Here is a 15,037-nt window from a genome sequence, read left to right as displayed (position 1 = left end):
CTTAGGAGGCAGCGTGGCGTTGCACGTGGCGGTCATCGGGTCGGGCCCCGCCGGGATCTACACGGCCGAGGCTCTGGTGAAGCAGTCGGCCGAGCGCGTCGAGGTCGATGTCCTCGAACGCCTGCCGACCCCGTACGGGCTGGTCAGGTACGGCGTCGCGCCCGACCACACGTCGATCAAGTCGATCGCGAACTACCTGCGGAAAGTGCTCGAACTGCCCGAGGTCCGCTTCCTCGGCGGCGTCACGCTGGGCGAGCACGTCTCCGTCGAGGACCTGCTGGGCGCCTATGACGCGGTCGTCTACTGCACGGGCGCGATGGTCGACAGGAAGCTCGGCATCCCCGGCGAGGACCTGCCCGGCAGCGTGGCGGCGACCGACTTCGTCAACTGGTACTGCGGGCACCCCGACGTCGATCCTGGGCGGTTCACGCTCGACAGCTCCGAGGTCGCGGTGATCGGCGTCGGCAACGTGGCGGTCGACGTCGTACGCGTCCTGGCCAAGACCCACGAGGAGCTGCGCTCCACGGACGTGCCGCACGACGTGCTCGAACGCCTCGAGGCGAGCCAGGTCAAGGCCATCCACATGATCGGCCGACGCGGCCCCGAGCACGCCAAGTTCACCCTGAAGGAGCTGCGCGAGCTGGGCGAGCTGGCCAACGCCGACGTCTGCGTCCGCCCCGACGAGGCCGTCGTCCTGGGCGTCGACTTCCCGCGCCAGGTCCAGGGCAACATCAAGGTCCTGCAGTCGTGGGCCGCCCGCAACCCGGTGGGCCGCCCGCGCCGCCTCGACGTGCGCTTCTGGCTGCGGCCCGTGGAGATCCTCGGCACAGAGCGGGTGGAGGGCCTCAAGCTCGAACGCACCCGCCTGTCGGAGGAGGGGCGCGTGGTCGGCACGGGCGAGTTCGAGACGCTGCCGGTCGGCATGGTGCTGCGTTCGGTGGGCTACCAGAGCGTGCCGCTGCCGGGGGTGCCGTTCTCCGAGAAGACCATGACCGTGCCGAACGAGGCCGGGCGGGTGCGCGACCGCGAATACGTGGCTGGCTGGCTCAAACGCGGTCCCACCGGGGTGATCGGCACCAACAAGTCCGATGCGGCGGAAACGGTCCGCACGCTCCTCGCCGACCTCTCGGATCGCCCGCGGGTGAGCGGCGGGGCCATCGACGCGCTGCTGGCCGCGCGCGGGGTGCGTCCCGTGACGTACGAGGACTGGCTGGCGATCGAGGCTGCCGAGGCCGAGCTGGCCAGGTCGCTGGGCCGGGGCGAACGCGTCAAGCTGGTCGGCCTGGAGGCAATGCTCCGTGCGTTCCGTTCCTGAGGGGTTCGACGAGGCCTACCGGGTCCAGCAGGCCCGCTATCCCTCCGCCGGCGCGGACTGGCAGCCGGTCCACACCGTCTACGTCCCCGCCGACCGGTTCTCGATCCGCACGCTCTCCGAGTGGCGCGATCAGGCGTTGTCCCTGGTCAAGGCGCATCTGCCCGATCCCGACGCGGTGGCGGAGGTCTTCGGGGTGCCCGGCGGGCTGGCCGCCGCCGTGCACCCCAAGGTGGTCCAGAAGCTCTCCTCGGAGCCGATCGAGGACCTGCGCATCGACTTCGAGGACGGGTACGGCGTACGTCCCGACCTGGTGGAGGACGATCACGTGGCGCAGGCCGTCGAGGCGGTGGCCACGATGCACGCGGCGGGCACGCTGCCGCGGCGGTGGGGGCCTCGGGTGAAGTCGTTCGCCGACGGGGATCCCGCGCGGTCGGTGCGCACGCTCGACCTGTTCCTCTCGGGGCTGATGGGGCGGGCCGGCGAGCTGCCGCCGGGATTCACGGTGACCTTTCCCAAGATCCTCATGGAGGCCTACCTCGGTCAGTTCACGGAGGTGCTGGCCCGGCTGGAGGACGAGCTGGAGGTGCGGCTGCGGTTCGAGATGCAGGTGGAGGCGCCGCAGACGCTGCACTTCCTGCGCGGGGACCTGGCGGAGTCGCTGGGCGGGCGGCTCGCGGCGGCGCATTTCGGGGTCTTCGACTACACGGCCGCGATCGGGCTGCCGCCGCACGAGCAGCGGCTGGACCATCCGGCGTGCGATCACGCCCGGCACGTGATGCAGACGGCGTTCGCGGGCACGAGGGTGGAGCTGTCGGACGGGTCGCTGGCCGCCTCTCCGGCCTCCGGGCTCACCCGTGACGTGCACGCGCTGTGGCGGCGGCACGCCGAGCTGGTCAGGCATTCGCTGGGGCACGGCTTCTACCAGGGGTGGGACATGCATCCTTCCCATCTGGTGAGCCGCTTCGCCACCGTTTACGCCTTCCATCTGGAGCGCTATGACGCGTACCGGGAGCGGGTGAGAGCGTGGGAGGAGCAGCGGGAGGCGGGGGGCGGCCTCATGGACGAGCCCGCCACGATCCGCACGCTGGCGGCCGCTCTCAGGCGCGCGGACGCGGCCCTGCCCGGCTGACGGGCGTGGTCAGCCGCGCGGACGCGACCTTGCCCTGACGGCCTTCAGTCGCGTTCGACCAGGGACCGCCACTGGCGTACCAGGCGCCACTCCACCGGGTCGGACCAGCTCGCCCGGACGGCGGAGCCCACGTGGAAGGCGCGGATGCCGTAGTCGAGCAGCGCCGGCACGTGCGCCGGCTTCAGCCCGCCCCCGGCCAGGATGATCGAGCCGTCACCGGCGTCGGCGCGCGCCCTCAGCACCGGCAGCCCCTCCCCCACCCCGTTGGGCGAGCCCGAGGTGAGCACGGTGGCCAGGTTGGGCAGCAGCCGCACGGCCCGCCAGGACGCCTGAACGTCGGCGGCGTGATCGACCGCCCGGTGGAACGTCCACGGGAGCGGCGAGACGGCGTGGATGAGCGCCTCGGTCGCCGTGAGATCGACCTTCCCCGAGCCGTCGAGGAACCCGAACACGAACCCCGCCGCCCCCGCCTGCGCCAACGCCTTGGCGTCCCGCCTCAGGCGGTCGAGCACGTCGGGGTCGGCGATGAAGTTGGCGTCACAGCGGAGCATCACCATCTGAGGGAGGGGGCACTCCGCGGCGATCGCGGCAACCGTGTCCGGGGAGGGGGTCAACCCGTCGGCCGCCATGTCGGCGACGACCTCCAGCCGGTCGGCTCCACCCTGTTCAGCTGCCACGGCGTCACGCACGTTGAGGGCGATCACCTCGAGCAGGGATCCGGTCATGGAGGAGAGGTTATATGGTGCTCTGCACCGTTCCGCCGCTGATCACACCAAAAAGTCCCCGCCAACGGCCTTCCCCACCGCCGCAGGGCCCGTTCCAGGCCCCCAAACGCTCCCACAGCGCCCGCGCAACCGGAACCCCCCGCCAGGCCCCACCCGACAAGCCCACAGCCCGCCACGCGCCCTGTGGGAGGGCCGGGAGGCGCGCTTGGCCCCGATCCCGGTGGGGACCGGGGCCATGAGTGCGGGGTGTCAGGCGGAGATGAGTTCGGCCATGGTCAGGTCACGGAAGGCCGGTGTGGTCTGGTCCCGCGACGGGCGCTCGAAGAGGGCGCCGGACGCGCGGTGGGGAAGGTCCACCGTACGGACGTGCCGGAACCCGCGACTGCGGTAGTACTCCTGCAGCCGCCAGTTCCCCTTGGCGCAGTCCAGGCGCAGCCACGGCAGCCCGGCCGCGTGGGCGTAGGTGCCGGCCCAGTCCAGGAGGGCGTCCCCGAGGCCGCTGCCGGACCAGGGACGGGCCACGGCGAGCTTGTGGACATAAAGGGCAGCCCCGGGGTCGTCGTCGAGTGTCCAGAACTCGGGGTCCGCGTTGTCGTCGACGGCTATCGTGGCCACCGGCGGGGCCGATTCGTCGGGGTCCAGGTATCTGAGCTCGTCTTCGAGCAGGAACAGCACCCGCTCCTCGATGAGCGGCACGATGCGCTCGGGGCCGAAGCCCCCGCGCGGCCACTGCCGCACTCCCTGCGAGTAGAGCCACTCGGAGGCGTCCGCGAGCAGCGTGAGTACGCCGGGAAGGTCCTCGGGCTCAGCTCTGCGGAGCGCGAGCGGGTGAAGAAGCGTGTTGGTGTGCATAATACAACTCCCGTTGCGTAGGGTTTACGCGCATACGCAAAGCGTGATGAAGCAATGGTGCGCGTAGCCGAAATTGGGGCCTCAACCCGATATATATGGATAAATGGCGATTTAGGGGAGTATGCACGACTCCCCTAGGCCAGCGAGGCGGCTAATTTCTCGCTGCGCCCGGCCCCAGCCGGCGGGATCACCCCTTCAATCGAGCTCGTTAGCGGCCATCGAGCTCGTATCTGATCAAATGTTTGTCGGCGGGCAGCACCGACACCGCGACACGCACTGGCATGTCGGCCCCGTCGTATCCAACTCGGACATACACCATGACTGGTGTGCCGAGCTCGAGCTGGAGGCGCTCGGCCTCCTCCTGGTTGGGCATACGGGCCCAGATGTCGTCGGTGACGCGCACCTGCGCATGCCCCAGCTCCTCCAGCACCCGGTTCGCCCCTCGCGCGATGTCTCCGGGTCTGGCGATTTCGGAGTCGGCAACCAGATCACGGGGGAAGTAGGAATCGTTGGTGTTGTACGGCTGGCCGTCCACGAAACGCAGACGGCGTCGCACCACCGCCAATTCCCCGTCCGCCAGCTCCAGTCTGCTGGCGATCTCCTCGACGGGAGAAACCGTCAGCACCTCGATGTACTGGCTTGGCTCGCGGCCTTCCTGCGCCACGGCATAGGCGAAGGCTTCCCGCAGTTCCCCAGAAGGTTGTGGCTCCAGCTCCCGCTGCGGATAGATCAGCAGCGGTCGGCGGTCTCTGACCACGGTTCCGCGCCGCGGCGTGCGCGTAACGAGCCCCTCATTGACGAGCTCTCCCAGGGCCAGCCTTACGGTGTTCCTGCTCACCCCATGGTCTTCCATGAGCTGCGCCTCGGTCGGCAGCTGTGATCCCGGGCCGAGGACGCCCGAGTAGATGGCCCGACGCAACTCCGCAGCCACCTGCTGATACAGCACCGACCTTGCCACTTTCACCCCTTTTGTTCCAACAATTTAGACGATCTGGTTCTAGCAGGCCACAACCCCTTGACCGAACCGCCTCCACCGGCCCATCATCCATTCGTTGGTACAAATCCATCTAAAGGCCGGTGAGGGGGTGAAGGCCAGTGTTGCCGGTCCGCACGGGTACGCCGTACCTGCCCTGGCATTCCCCTTGCGAAGCAACACGTTTACTGCGTTACGGGTTGCGTCGCCAGGGGTTCACCCACACCTACCAGAGCATGGGCATCGGTGTGCGCGAGCTATCGGTGTTGACTGAGCTGACCGTGTGGTGCAATGACGGATCCTTTGTCTGGAATGAGGAGGGTGGCGCCCCCGTCACGCACCCCATTGATGACCCGGTTCGTGCAGCTCAACGCATCGCCGCACGTTACCGGCAACGGGAGCTTTCACACTCCCCCATCGACTCCGTGCGCGAACCAACGGTCTAGGACTCCATCCCTCGCCGGAGTCCTGGCGCCGTCGCGCACGGGACAGGAAGCGCGTCCTGGCGGGTCCCCCACGCCCGCCAGGGCGCGTTTTCCTCCAAGGGACCAACGCAGGGCCTCGCGCCTTCCCGCCATGGGCGGGGGCCGTGCCCTTCCAGGCGGATCCCGCGCCCCAGGCGCGTGGGTGACCGCCGTCCGCGCCGATTCCCGGGCGCTCGCCGGCCTTCGGGTCCTCGCCGATCCCCAGGTGCCCGCCGCCCTCCGGATGCGCACGTCACCAAGGTTCCTCGCCGACCCCGAAGCACTCGCCGCCGCCCAGAACGGCGCACCCCATTTTTTACGGTCGCCACGGGCGACCCCACCCACCGACCACGGCCGGGCCCCGTCCAGGGAGACGCTTCTCCGGTGTGCGGGGCCGGGCGCCGTCACGGCACGGCACGACCGGCTGGGTGGTTCCGTCGAGGACCGGCGGGCAGGCAGGATCACGACTCTTGACCCGCAGGTCACGTGTGTCACCGAGATCCCATCAGTCATCGTTCGCCGCCAGTCCGAGCCGTCCGCGTCGACGCCTTCTGACATCATCATCAACCCTCGGAGCCGAACCTGTGGGCCCCTTCGTGATGGTGGGACTGGTGGGATTTTCCGGTACCAATCCAATTTCCGGAGCAAGGTCAACTAGCGGGAGGATTTGCGCTGGACCGGATGATCATCCAGATTCCCGTCATCCTCCACCGGCACCCAGTCCACCAGGGTCAACCGCTCGTCGACCCGGCGATAGGCGGCCCGCACCCGCCGGCCGCGCTCCGGAGAGCCGTCGCCGCACCAGTTCCCGTACACGAAGCACCCCGGCACCGCCGCCAGCCGGACCATCACCACCACGTACGGCACCCCGAACCCCGGCATGAACGGCTGATGGTTGACGATCCAGCTCTCGACCACCCCCTCGGGCTCCACGTCCCGCCAGTGCCACGCCTCCGTGCGGCACTCGGGACAGAACGCCCGCGCCGGGAAACGCACCGCCCCGCACCCGTCGCACTCCTGCACGGCGAACTCCTGCCCGGCGACCCGCTCCCACCACTGGCTGGAGTCCCGGTCGGGTTCGGGCCGGTAGGCCGTCATCATGATCTCCTCAGGATCAGGGCGGAGGTGGCCGGCAGGATGTAGCCGGGCTGGGCCGTGGACAGCGCGACCTCGGCTCCGGGCACCTGGCGGTCCCCGGCGTCGCCTCTGAGCTGGGAAACCGCCTCGGCGATGTGGTTGATGCCGTGGACGTAGCCCTCGGACAGGAAGCCGCCGTGGGTGTTGACCGGGAGCGGACCGTCCGGCGCCGTCGCGCCCGAGGCCACGTACGGGCCGCCCTCGCCCTTCTCGCAGAAGCCGTAGTCCTCGAGCTGGACGATCACCGAGTACGTGAAGCAGTCGTACAGCTCGGCCACGTCGATGTCCGCCGGCCCCAGCCCGGCCTGCGCGTAGAGGCGCGGGGCCAGGGCGGCGGCCGCGGTCACCGTGGGGTCGGCGGTCGGGCCCGAGAGGTGGGACGTGCCACCGCCCCAGGCCGCGGCCGAGATCAGCACCGGGGGGCGGCGGAGGGCGCGGGCGCGCTCTGCCGTGGTGACGACCACGGCGCAGGCTCCGTCCGTCTCCAGGCAGCAGTCCAGCAGCCGGAACGGCTCCGCGATCCACCTGCTCGCCAGGTAGTCGTCGAGCGTGATGGGGGTGCGCATCAGGGCACGCGGGTTCTTGGCCGCGTTGGCGCGCTGGGTGACGGCTAGTTGCCCGAAATGCTCCGCTTGAGTGCCATATTTCAGCATGTGGGCCCGGGCGTACATGGCGTACTGCTGCGGCGGCGCCACATACCCGTACGGCGCTTGATACTGCACCTCCGGGCTCACCGGCACACCCCGGCCGGTGCCGCCCATGCGGAACTCGGAACGGGCGTTGATGGCCCGGTAGCACACCACCGTCTCGGCCACCCCGGCCGCCACCGCCAGAGCCGCCTGACCGACGACCGCGTGCGAGACACTGCCGCCGCCGAACTGGTCGAGGTGCCAGGAGAGGTCGGTCAGGCCCAGCGCGGGGGCCACCAGCGTGGGTGCGGCGGAGTCGCCGACGCGGTGCGTGGCCAGCCCGTCCACCTCGTCCACCGGCAGCCCCGCGTCCTCCAGCGCGGCCAGCACGGCACGGCAGGCCAGCGTGAGGGTGCTGACGCCCGAGTCCTTCGTGAAGGGGGTGTAGCCGACCCCGGCTATCGCGGTGCGGTCCCGGATGTCAAGCAAGCGCTTGGGCACAAACGTCACGTTAGGCCTGAAATTTCCCCCATGTCAACGCACCAACCGACCACGAAGGGGCCCGCTTGGAGGATGAGGCGGCTGCCTTCACGGAGAGAGAACAAGCCCCACCGGGGGCTGGCCGCGTGCGGGTGCGCGCCACACCGTACCGGGAAGGCCAGGCCAGGGAGAGGCAGGCGTCGCTCCAGCGAGGCCGGTCGCGCGGTTGACGCGGGCCGCTCGATGGATGCGGGACGGTCGATGGGCGCGGGCCGCTCGGGAGGGCCGAGCCGTGCGCGCGGTTGGGGCATGCGAACTTGACATGGTTTCCTGGTTCGCCCTACCGTCCAAGCAAGCGCTTGGTATGATAGAGCGCAGACGGTGGACTAGGAGGCGGATCATGAGCACACACGCTGCCCGGCTCGTCGCGCCGGACGGCTGTCGCGGCCTTCCGACGCCCCCTCAGCGCAGGATTCGCAACGGAGCCGCCATGCCGACCGGCCCTTCACCTCACAGCGCGAACGGTCACCTCGACAGCCGCCGCTTCCGGCAGGTGCTCGGGAGGTTCGCGACCGGTGTGGTGGCGATCACGGCGGTCGATCCGATGAACGGCCTGCCGTCCGGCCTGGCGGCCAACTCCTTCACCTCGGTCTCGCTCGACCCGCCGCTGGTGGCGTTCTGCGTCGCCTACACCAGCACCAGCTGGCCCAAGGTGCGCGGCGCCAAGGTCATCACCGTGAACGTGCTGGCCGAGCACCAGCAGGCGGTGTGCGCCCAGATGGCGACCAAGGGCGGCGACAAGTTCGCGGGCCTGGAGTGGACCGGCTCCCCCGGTGGCAACCCGGTGCTCGAAGGCGCGCTGGCCTGGATCGACTGCGCGATCGAGGCCGAGCACCCGGCGGGTGACCACATGATCGTGGTGGCCCGGGTGCTCCAGCTCGACACGCACTCCGAAGGTGGCCCGCTGCTGTTCTTCCGCGGGGGCTACGGAGGTTTCGTTGAGCGTCTCTGACGGGCGCGTAGGGTCGCCACCGTCAGGACACAGCGAGCACGTTCCCCCAGGCGTGACGGGTGCGATGAGCTCGACGGGCGCGGTGCCGGGGCTGCGGAGGGAAGCGCGGGTCTGGCTGGAGGAGGCGCTGGGCGGCGAGTTCGCGCACGTCAGAGGGCTCGGCGGGCCCGGGCGCGAGCACGAGGGCCACGAACTGCGGCAGGCGTGGGAGCGCCACCTCGGCAAGGCCGGCTGGACCTGCCTGGGCTGGCCCGAGCGGTACGGTGGCCGCGCCGCGTCCCTGGAGGACCAGGTCGCCTTCTACGAGGAGTACGCCAGGGCCGACGCCCCCGCCAGGGTGGGCCACATCGGCGAGGGGCTGATCGGCCCGACCATCCTCGAGTTCGGCACCGACGAGCAGAAGGACCGCTTCCTGCCGCCGATCCAGCGCGGCGACGAGCTCTGGTGCCAGGGCTACTCCGAGCCCGAGGCGGGCTCCGACCTGGCCAACGTGCAGACGAAGGCGCACCTGGAAGGCGGCGAGTGGGTCGTCACCGGGCAGAAGGTGTGGACGTCGCTGGCGCACGTGGCCGACTGGTGCTTCGTGCTGTGCCGTACCGAGCCCGGCTCGCAGCGGCACAAGGGGCTGTCGTACCTGCTCGTCCCCATGGACCAACCAGGGGTGGACGTGCGGCCGATCGTGCAGCTCACCGGTACGTCGGAGTTCAACGAGGTGTTCTTCGACGGCGCGCGCACGGCGGCGGGGAACATCCTCGGAGCGCCGGGCGACGGCTGGCGGGTCGCGATGGCCACGCTCGGCTACGAGCGGGGGGCCTCGACGCTCGGCCAGCAGATCGGGTTCAGGCGGGAGCTGGCCAAGGTCGTCGAGACCGCCGGACGGACGGGCGCGGTCGACGATCCGGTGCTGCGTGACAGGCTCGTCCAGTCGTGGCTGGAGCTGGAGATCATGCGGCTGAACGCGCTCCGGATGCTGCGGCCGAACCCGGGGCCCGAGGTGTCGATCGCCAAGCTCTACTGGTCGGAGTGGCACAGGAGGCTGGGCGAGTTGGCGCAGGCCGTGCAGGGGAAGGCAGGGCTGGTGGCCGACCCCAGCGAATACGGCCGAGACGGCCAGGTCCTCCGGCCCAGTGAGCCTGGGCAGGGCGAGTTCAATGAGTTGCAGCGGCTCTACCTGTTCAGCCGCGCCGACACGATCTATGCCGGATCCAGCGAGATCCAGCGGAACATCATCGCCGAGCGCACCCTGGGACTCCCCCGCTGATTGGAGCACGGATGCCCCCGTACCCGAAGGCGCACGGACTGCTCGACGGCAAGGTGACGCTCGTGACGGCCGCCGCAGGGGCGGGCATCGGCTACGCGACCGCGAGACGCTGTGCCGAGGAGGGCGCCACGATCGTCGTCTCGGACCGGCACGAGCGCCGCCTGGCCGCCGCCGCCGACGCGCTGACCGAGCTCACCGGCGTCAAACCGCTGGCCGTGCCGTGCGACGTGACGTCAGAGGCACAGGTGCTGGCGCTGTTCGACGCGGTGGTGGAGGTGCACGGCAGGCTCGACGTGGTGGTCAACAACGCAGGGCTCGGCGGTACGGCGCCGCTGGCCGAGATGTCCGACGAGCAGTGGCACACGGTCATCGACGTCACCCTCAACGGCACCATGCGCTGCACCAGGGCCGCGCTCAGGCAGATGATCGCCCAGGGCTCCGGCGTCATCGTGAACAACGCCTCGGTGATCGGCTGGCGGGCCCAGCGCGGGCAGTCGCACTACGCCGCCGCCAAGGCCGGGGTGATGGCGCTGACCAGGTGCGTCGCGCTGGAGGCCGCCGAGCACGGCGTGCGGGTGAACGCGGTGGCGCCCTCGCTGGCGGTGCACCCGTTCCTGGCGAAGGTGACCAGCGAGGAGCTGCTGGCGGAGCTGGCGGCCAAGGAGGCGTTCGGGCGGTCGGCGGAGCCGTGGGAGGTGGCGAACGTGATCGTCTTCCTGGCCAGCGACTACTCGTCGTACATGACGGGCGAGGTGGTCTCGGTCTCCTCGCAGCACCCCTGACGGGGGACGTCCGCGCCTACCCTGACGCGGGCCTGTCAGGGAAAGATCAGGGTGGTCGGCAAGGTCCCGGGGATCTAGTGTCCGAGGCATGGGCGCACGCTCCTCCTTCCTGCTCGATGTCCTCATGGCAGAGTTCGGCGAGTCGATCAAGCGAGACCCCGCGGCTTTTAGGCGGAAATTTCGGAAAATGGCGGCCTCTCCGTTCGCGTTCTACCGGGGCAGTGCCTGCCTGTTCTACGCGGACATGGCCGAGTCCTATGCGGACCGTTCCTACCTGGACGAACCCACCAGCCGGGTCTGGATCCACGGCGACCTGCACGCCGAGAACTTCGGCACGTACATGAACGCCTCCGGCGTCCTCGTCTTCAACGTCAACGACTTCGACGAGGCCTACGTGGGCCCGTACGTCTGGGACCTCAAGCGCTTCGCCGCCAGCGTGGCGCTCATCGGCTACGCCAAGGCGCTGTCCGACGACTCGATCAGCGTGCTCGTCACCGACTTCGCCGCCGCGTACCTGGTCGAGCTGGGGGCCCTCGCCGCGGGCGGGGACGACGCGATCGGCTCGCTCACCCTGGAGACCACCAGCGGCGTGCTGCACCGGGTGCTCCAGACGGCGCGGCTCAGCACGCGGGTGGCGCTGCTGGACGTGGAGACCGTGATCGACGACTACGACCGGCGGTTCGCGCTCATGGAGGGGCGGGAGCCGGTGGACGCGGCGACCAGGCAGGCGGTGCTGGCCGCGTTCGAGGAGTACCTGACCACGCTGCCCGCGCAGGCCAACCCGGTCGAGCACGTGATCAAGGACGTGGCGCTGCGCAAGGGCGTGGGCATCGGGTCGGCGGGGCTGCCCTCGTACAACCTGCTGCTCGAAGGGCGCTCGCAGGCGCTGGAGAACGACGTCATCCTCTACATGAAGCAGGCGGCCGTGCCCGCGGTGGCCCGTCACGTCACCGACGAGAAGGTGGCCTCGTACTTCCTGCACCAGGGGCATCGCACGGCGGAGTCGCAGCGGGCGCTGCAGGCGTACGCCGATCCCTGGCTGGGATACACGACGCTCAACGGGGTGGGGCAGCTCGTGGCCGAGGTGTCGCCGTACTCGGCGGACCTGGGCTGGGACGACGTGAACGAGCCGGCCGAGCTGCGCTCGATCGTGCAGGACCTGGGGCGGGCGGTGGCGCGCATGCACTCGGTGGCCGACGACGAGTCCAGTCACGACCTGGTCGACTTCTCGACGGAGGAGGCGATCGTGGCGGTCATCGGCAACGACAAACCCGGATTTATCGGGATGCTGGTGGATTTCGCCCACCGGTACGGGGCACAGGCCCGGGAAGACCATCAACGGTTCGTCGACCTGTTCCGCAACGGCCGGCTCCCTGGCGTCTGACCCCGGCCGCCGAGCGGGCGGTCAGGCAGGAGGGGCGTCGTGCGACATCTGATCGGGCTGCTGCTGGGCACGGAGGAGGACTGGCCGTCGGCGTTCGAGACGGTGCTGCGGCGGCTCGGGCCCATCAAGGGGGTGGGCGGGTTCGACGTGGAGCGTCTCACGATCGAGCCGTTCGACCTGCGCGCGAAGCCGCGTCACGAGCTGGTGATCGACCGGCTGGCGTACTGGTACTACCACCCGCGCGAGTGGCTCAAGAAGGTCGCCATGATGGACGACGTCTACCTCCTGAACAGCCCGTTCACGTTCCAGTCGATGGAGAAGCACACGGCGTACTGCGCGATGATGCGGCTCGGGCTCAAGGTGCCGGAGACGGTGCTGGTGCCGTTCAAGAACCCGGTCGACAACGCGCGGTACGCCTACACCGCGACCCGCTACAACGAGCCCTTCGACCTGGACGAGGTCGCGGAGCGGATCGGCTACCCGCTGTTCATGAAGCCCTACGACGGCGGGGCCTGGCGCGGCGTGTCACTCGTGCGCGACCGGGACGAGCTGCACCGGGCCTACGACCAGAGCGGCGAGATGCTCATGCACCTCCAGCAGGCCATCGACGGGTACGACGCGTTCGCCAGGTCGCTGTCGATCGGCGCGGAGACCATGGTCATGCGCTTCAGGCCCGAGGAGCCGATGCACGCCCGCTACGTCGTCGACCACGCGTTCCTGTCGCCGTCGGTGGGCGAGGAGGTGGTGACGATCGGGAAGCTGGTGAACGCGTTCTTCCGGTGGGAGTTCAACTCCTGCGAGACCCTGGTCAAGGGCTCTGACGTGCACCCGATCGACTACGCCAACGCCTGCCCCGACGTGGCGCTGACCAGCCTGCACTACTACTTCCCCTGGGCGATCAAGACGCTGGTGAAGTGGAGCGTGTTCTGCGTGGCCACCCGGCGCAGGCCGCGCATCGACCTGGAGACACACGACTACTTCTCCGTGGCGGGGACGTACGAGGAGCGGCTGGCCGAATACCGCCGGCTGGCCGACGCGTACTTCGAGACCGAGCGCTACCACGAGTTCTGCCAGGACCGCCTGGCACACCTCGACGAGGTGGTGCTGGAGTGGGTGGCCGGGGCCGAGTTCGACCGGTTACTCGTGGACACCGTGACCGCCACGTACCCGGCCCATGAGCGTGACCGCTTCGTCGAGCACTTCAGGGGGCTGCTGCGCCTGTGGGTGAAGGACTCGGCCGGGCTCGCCCCCGGATAGCCGGACCAGGTCGACCCTGGCGTGGAGAAGGGGCTGAGGTACGGCGGCGAGCGCCTTCTCCACGAGATCGACCTGGTCCGGGGCTGGTGTGCGCCTCTCGGCTAGTCGATCTCGACCATGTCCTCGATGCCCACGATGCTGCGGTTGGCGGCGGTCGCGGCGTTGCCGTTGACGTTGTTGACGCTGGTCGCGCCGCGGCCGCTCACATTGCTGCTGACGACGTTGCCGAAGTTGTTGCCCGACTGCGAGGAGCTGCGATTGGAGCTGGAGTTACCCGCGTTGACGTCCGCGTACGCGGGGGCCGCCAGCAGGGTCACCCCCGCAGCGGCGGCGGCGACGAGACCGGTCACGCAGAGCTTCTTCACCATGGTCATGGTCCTTTCAGATCGTGTTGGCTTTGGACGTCAGCCGGTCAGTAGAAGATGTAGGTCACCGTGATGCCGCCGTTGGTGGCGGTCGGCGCGATGCCGTTGACGTTGTTGACGTTGGTCGAGAACTCTCTGCCGCGGTTGACGCCGGTGACATTCCCGAAGTTGTTTCCGGACTGGGACGAGTCGCTGTTGCCGCTCCAGTTGCCGGCGCGGGTGTCGCCGCTCAGCGGCCCCCACCAGTCGTCGTCGGCGTGAGCCGGGGCAGCGAGGAGTGCGCCGCCGACGGCCGTGGCCAGCACGGCTGCGGCGGCGCACACTCTTTTGATCAACTTCTGCTCCTTCGCCGGTAGGGTTCAGGGCCGGCGAGCACGGGCGCGCCGCCCCTTTGACCTTCCTTGACCGCAGGAGATCAAGGTCACAGCGAGCATATAACCGTGAGTTGTGGATCGGTAGCTATGAGTTACCAGAATATTATTCGCCCAATACGCTGACAGAGGATGTCAGTGACCGGGACCTAACGTCCGCCGCATGATCTTCGAACTACGCCAGTACACGCTGCTGCCCGGGCAGCGGGACACCTTGATCGAGCTGTTCGAGCGCGAATTCGTGGAGACCCAGGAGGCGACGGGCATGCGGGTCACCGGCACCTTCCGCGACGAGGGCGCGCCCGACCGGTTCGCCTGGCTCCGCGCGTTCCCGTCCATGGCGGCGCGCAAGGCCGCGCTGGAGGCCTTCTACGGCGGTCCCGTGTGGCAGGCCCACCGGGACGCCGCCAACGCCACCATGATCGACAGCGACGACGTGCTCCTCCTGCACTCCGTGGGGGCCGAGCCGCCCGCCTGGGAGCGGCCGCCCGCGGGCGCGACCGAGCTGCCGGATTCCCTGTACGCCGCCACGATCTACCACGTCGAGGACGGCTTCTCCGCCTTCTTCGCCCGTGAGGTCGCGCCCGTGCTGGCCGAGGCCGGGGTGCCGCCCGTCGCGTGCCTGGAGACGGAGCACTCGGAGAACAACTTCCCCCGCCTTCCGATCCGGACCGGGGAGAACGTGTTCGTGTGGCTCGCCCGCTTCGACCCGGCCGAGGAGGAGCGGGAGGTGGACCTCCCGATGCTGAAGCCCCGCCTGACGGCCGCCCCCGAGCGCATCCTGCTCCGCCCGACCGCCCGTTCGGCCATGCGCTGACCCGTCCGGCTCACGTCCCGTAGACGGGCTCCGGCGACGGGGCGGCGGCCAGGAGCCCGGCGACCGCGTCGCCGACGGCCGCGG

General features: G+C 69.7%; 15 protein-coding genes. 8 read left to right on the top strand and 7 right to left on the bottom strand.

Annotation, left to right across the window (positions count from 1 at the left end; all coding sequences use genetic code 11):
• Positions 1 to 13 precede the first annotated feature (13 nt).
• Together ACWDX9_RS30860 and ACWDX9_RS30855 are read left to right on the top strand one after the other, a co-directional pair.
• Positions 14 to 1,315, top strand: coding sequence for an FAD-dependent oxidoreductase (locus tag ACWDX9_RS30860; RefSeq protein WP_449959965.1), 1,302 nt, complete (start codon positions 14 to 16; stop codon positions 1,313 to 1,315).
• Positions 1,299 to 2,444, top strand: coding sequence for a DUF6986 family protein (locus tag ACWDX9_RS30855; RefSeq protein WP_449959963.1), 1,146 nt, complete (start codon positions 1,299 to 1,301; stop codon positions 2,442 to 2,444). The genes ACWDX9_RS30860 and ACWDX9_RS30855 overlap by 17 nt, the downstream gene beginning before the upstream one ends.
• A 44-nt stretch (positions 2,445 to 2,488) precedes the next feature.
• Here ACWDX9_RS30855 and ACWDX9_RS30850 read toward each other — a convergent pair whose 3' ends face one another.
• The 5 genes from ACWDX9_RS30850 to ACWDX9_RS30830 form a co-directional block, all read right to left on the bottom strand.
• Positions 2,489 to 3,169 carry a copper homeostasis protein CutC gene (locus ACWDX9_RS30850; RefSeq protein WP_350724601.1) on the bottom strand — a complete coding sequence of 227 codons (681 nt, stop codon included), beginning with the start codon at positions 3,167 to 3,169 and terminating at the stop codon, positions 2,489 to 2,491.
• 249 nt (positions 3,170 to 3,418) lie between these two features.
• Entirely contained in the window at positions 3,419 to 4,021 is a 603-nt protein-coding gene (locus ACWDX9_RS30845; protein ID WP_449959961.1) for a GNAT family N-acetyltransferase, read from the bottom strand.
• Positions 4,022 to 4,229: 208 nt separating this feature from the next.
• Complete coding sequence (locus tag ACWDX9_RS30840; RefSeq protein WP_355201549.1) at positions 4,230 to 4,967, bottom strand: GntR family transcriptional regulator; 738 nt, start codon at positions 4,965 to 4,967, stop codon at positions 4,230 to 4,232.
• A gap of 1,145 nt (positions 4,968 to 6,112) precedes the next feature.
• Complete coding sequence (locus ACWDX9_RS30835; RefSeq protein WP_449959959.1) at positions 6,113 to 6,559, bottom strand: Zn-ribbon domain-containing OB-fold protein; 447 nt, start codon at positions 6,557 to 6,559, stop codon at positions 6,113 to 6,115.
• Positions 6,556 to 7,725 (bottom strand): thiolase C-terminal domain-containing protein, encoded by a 1,170-nt coding sequence (locus ACWDX9_RS30830; protein WP_449959957.1) that lies wholly within the window; start codon positions 7,723 to 7,725, stop codon positions 6,556 to 6,558. The genes ACWDX9_RS30835 and ACWDX9_RS30830 overlap by 4 nt, the downstream gene beginning before the upstream one ends.
• A 379-nt stretch (positions 7,726 to 8,104) precedes the next feature.
• On the opposite strand from ACWDX9_RS30830, the gene ACWDX9_RS30825 reads away from it, so the two are divergent.
• The 5 genes from ACWDX9_RS30825 (at position 8,105) to ACWDX9_RS30805 (ending at position 13,400) form a co-directional block, all read left to right on the top strand.
• Positions 8,105 to 8,716, top strand: coding sequence for a flavin reductase family protein (locus tag ACWDX9_RS30825; protein ID WP_449959955.1), 612 nt, complete (start codon positions 8,105 to 8,107; stop codon positions 8,714 to 8,716).
• A 64-nt stretch (positions 8,717 to 8,780) separates the two neighbouring features.
• A complete protein-coding gene (locus ACWDX9_RS30820) occupies positions 8,781 to 9,977 on the top strand; it encodes an acyl-CoA dehydrogenase family protein (RefSeq protein ID WP_449959953.1) in 1,197 nt (398 codons plus the stop codon).
• Between the two features lie 11 nt (positions 9,978 to 9,988).
• Complete coding sequence (locus ACWDX9_RS30815) at positions 9,989 to 10,759, top strand: SDR family oxidoreductase (protein WP_449959951.1); 771 nt, start codon at positions 9,989 to 9,991, stop codon at positions 10,757 to 10,759.
• A gap of 88 nt (positions 10,760 to 10,847) precedes the next feature.
• Complete coding sequence (locus tag ACWDX9_RS30810; RefSeq protein WP_449959949.1) at positions 10,848 to 12,143, top strand: DUF2252 domain-containing protein; 1,296 nt, start codon at positions 10,848 to 10,850, stop codon at positions 12,141 to 12,143.
• Between the two features lie 39 nt (positions 12,144 to 12,182).
• Positions 12,183 to 13,400 carry an ATP-grasp domain-containing protein gene (locus ACWDX9_RS30805; RefSeq protein WP_449959947.1) on the top strand — a complete coding sequence of 406 codons (1,218 nt, stop codon included), beginning with the start codon at positions 12,183 to 12,185 and terminating at the stop codon, positions 13,398 to 13,400.
• Between the two features lie 101 nt (positions 13,401 to 13,501).
• Here the strand turns inward: ACWDX9_RS30805 and ACWDX9_RS30800 are convergent, their stop codons facing one another.
• Positions 13,502 to 13,768 (bottom strand): hypothetical protein, encoded by a 267-nt coding sequence (locus tag ACWDX9_RS30800; protein WP_350724587.1) that lies wholly within the window; start codon positions 13,766 to 13,768, stop codon positions 13,502 to 13,504.
• A gap of 44 nt (positions 13,769 to 13,812) precedes the next feature.
• Positions 13,813 to 14,100: a hypothetical protein gene (locus tag ACWDX9_RS30795; protein WP_449959945.1), complete on the bottom strand. Its 288-nt coding sequence runs from the start codon at positions 14,098 to 14,100 to the stop codon at positions 13,813 to 13,815.
• 199 nt (positions 14,101 to 14,299) lie between these two features.
• Here ACWDX9_RS30795 and ACWDX9_RS30790 point away from each other — a divergent pair, with 199 nt between their 5' ends.
• The gene (locus tag ACWDX9_RS30790) at positions 14,300 to 14,953 is read left to right on the top strand and encodes an NIPSNAP family protein (protein ID WP_449959943.1); all 654 of its coding nucleotides are present in this window, start codon (positions 14,300 to 14,302) and stop codon (positions 14,951 to 14,953) included.
• The last annotated feature ends 84 nt before the right edge of the window (positions 14,954 to 15,037 follow it).

The sequence above is a fragment of the Nonomuraea sp. NPDC003201 genome (genome assembly GCF_053590415.1).
This window is presented reverse-complemented; position numbering and strand designations above follow the sequence as displayed.

Coding starts and splice junctions, on each gene's coding strand:
- ACWDX9_RS30790 (WP_449959943.1), top strand. CDS start 14,300: ATGATCTTCGAACTACGCCAGTACACGCTGCTGCCCGGGCAGCGGGAC.
- ACWDX9_RS30845 (WP_449959961.1), bottom strand. CDS start 4,021: ATGCACACCAACACGCTTCTTCACCCGCTCGCGCTCCGCAGAGCTGAG.
- ACWDX9_RS30815 (WP_449959951.1), top strand. CDS start 9,989: ATGCCCCCGTACCCGAAGGCGCACGGACTGCTCGACGGCAAGGTGACG.
- ACWDX9_RS30810 (WP_449959949.1), top strand. CDS start 10,848: ATGGGCGCACGCTCCTCCTTCCTGCTCGATGTCCTCATGGCAGAGTTC.
- ACWDX9_RS30820 (WP_449959953.1), top strand. CDS start 8,781: ATGAGCTCGACGGGCGCGGTGCCGGGGCTGCGGAGGGAAGCGCGGGTC.
- ACWDX9_RS30850 (WP_350724601.1), bottom strand. CDS start 3,169: ATGACCGGATCCCTGCTCGAGGTGATCGCCCTCAACGTGCGTGACGCC.
- ACWDX9_RS30800 (WP_350724587.1), bottom strand. CDS start 13,768: ATGGTGAAGAAGCTCTGCGTGACCGGTCTCGTCGCCGCCGCCGCTGCG.
- ACWDX9_RS30835 (WP_449959959.1), bottom strand. CDS start 6,559: ATGATGACGGCCTACCGGCCCGAACCCGACCGGGACTCCAGCCAGTGG.
- ACWDX9_RS30825 (WP_449959955.1), top strand. CDS start 8,105: ATGAGCACACACGCTGCCCGGCTCGTCGCGCCGGACGGCTGTCGCGGC.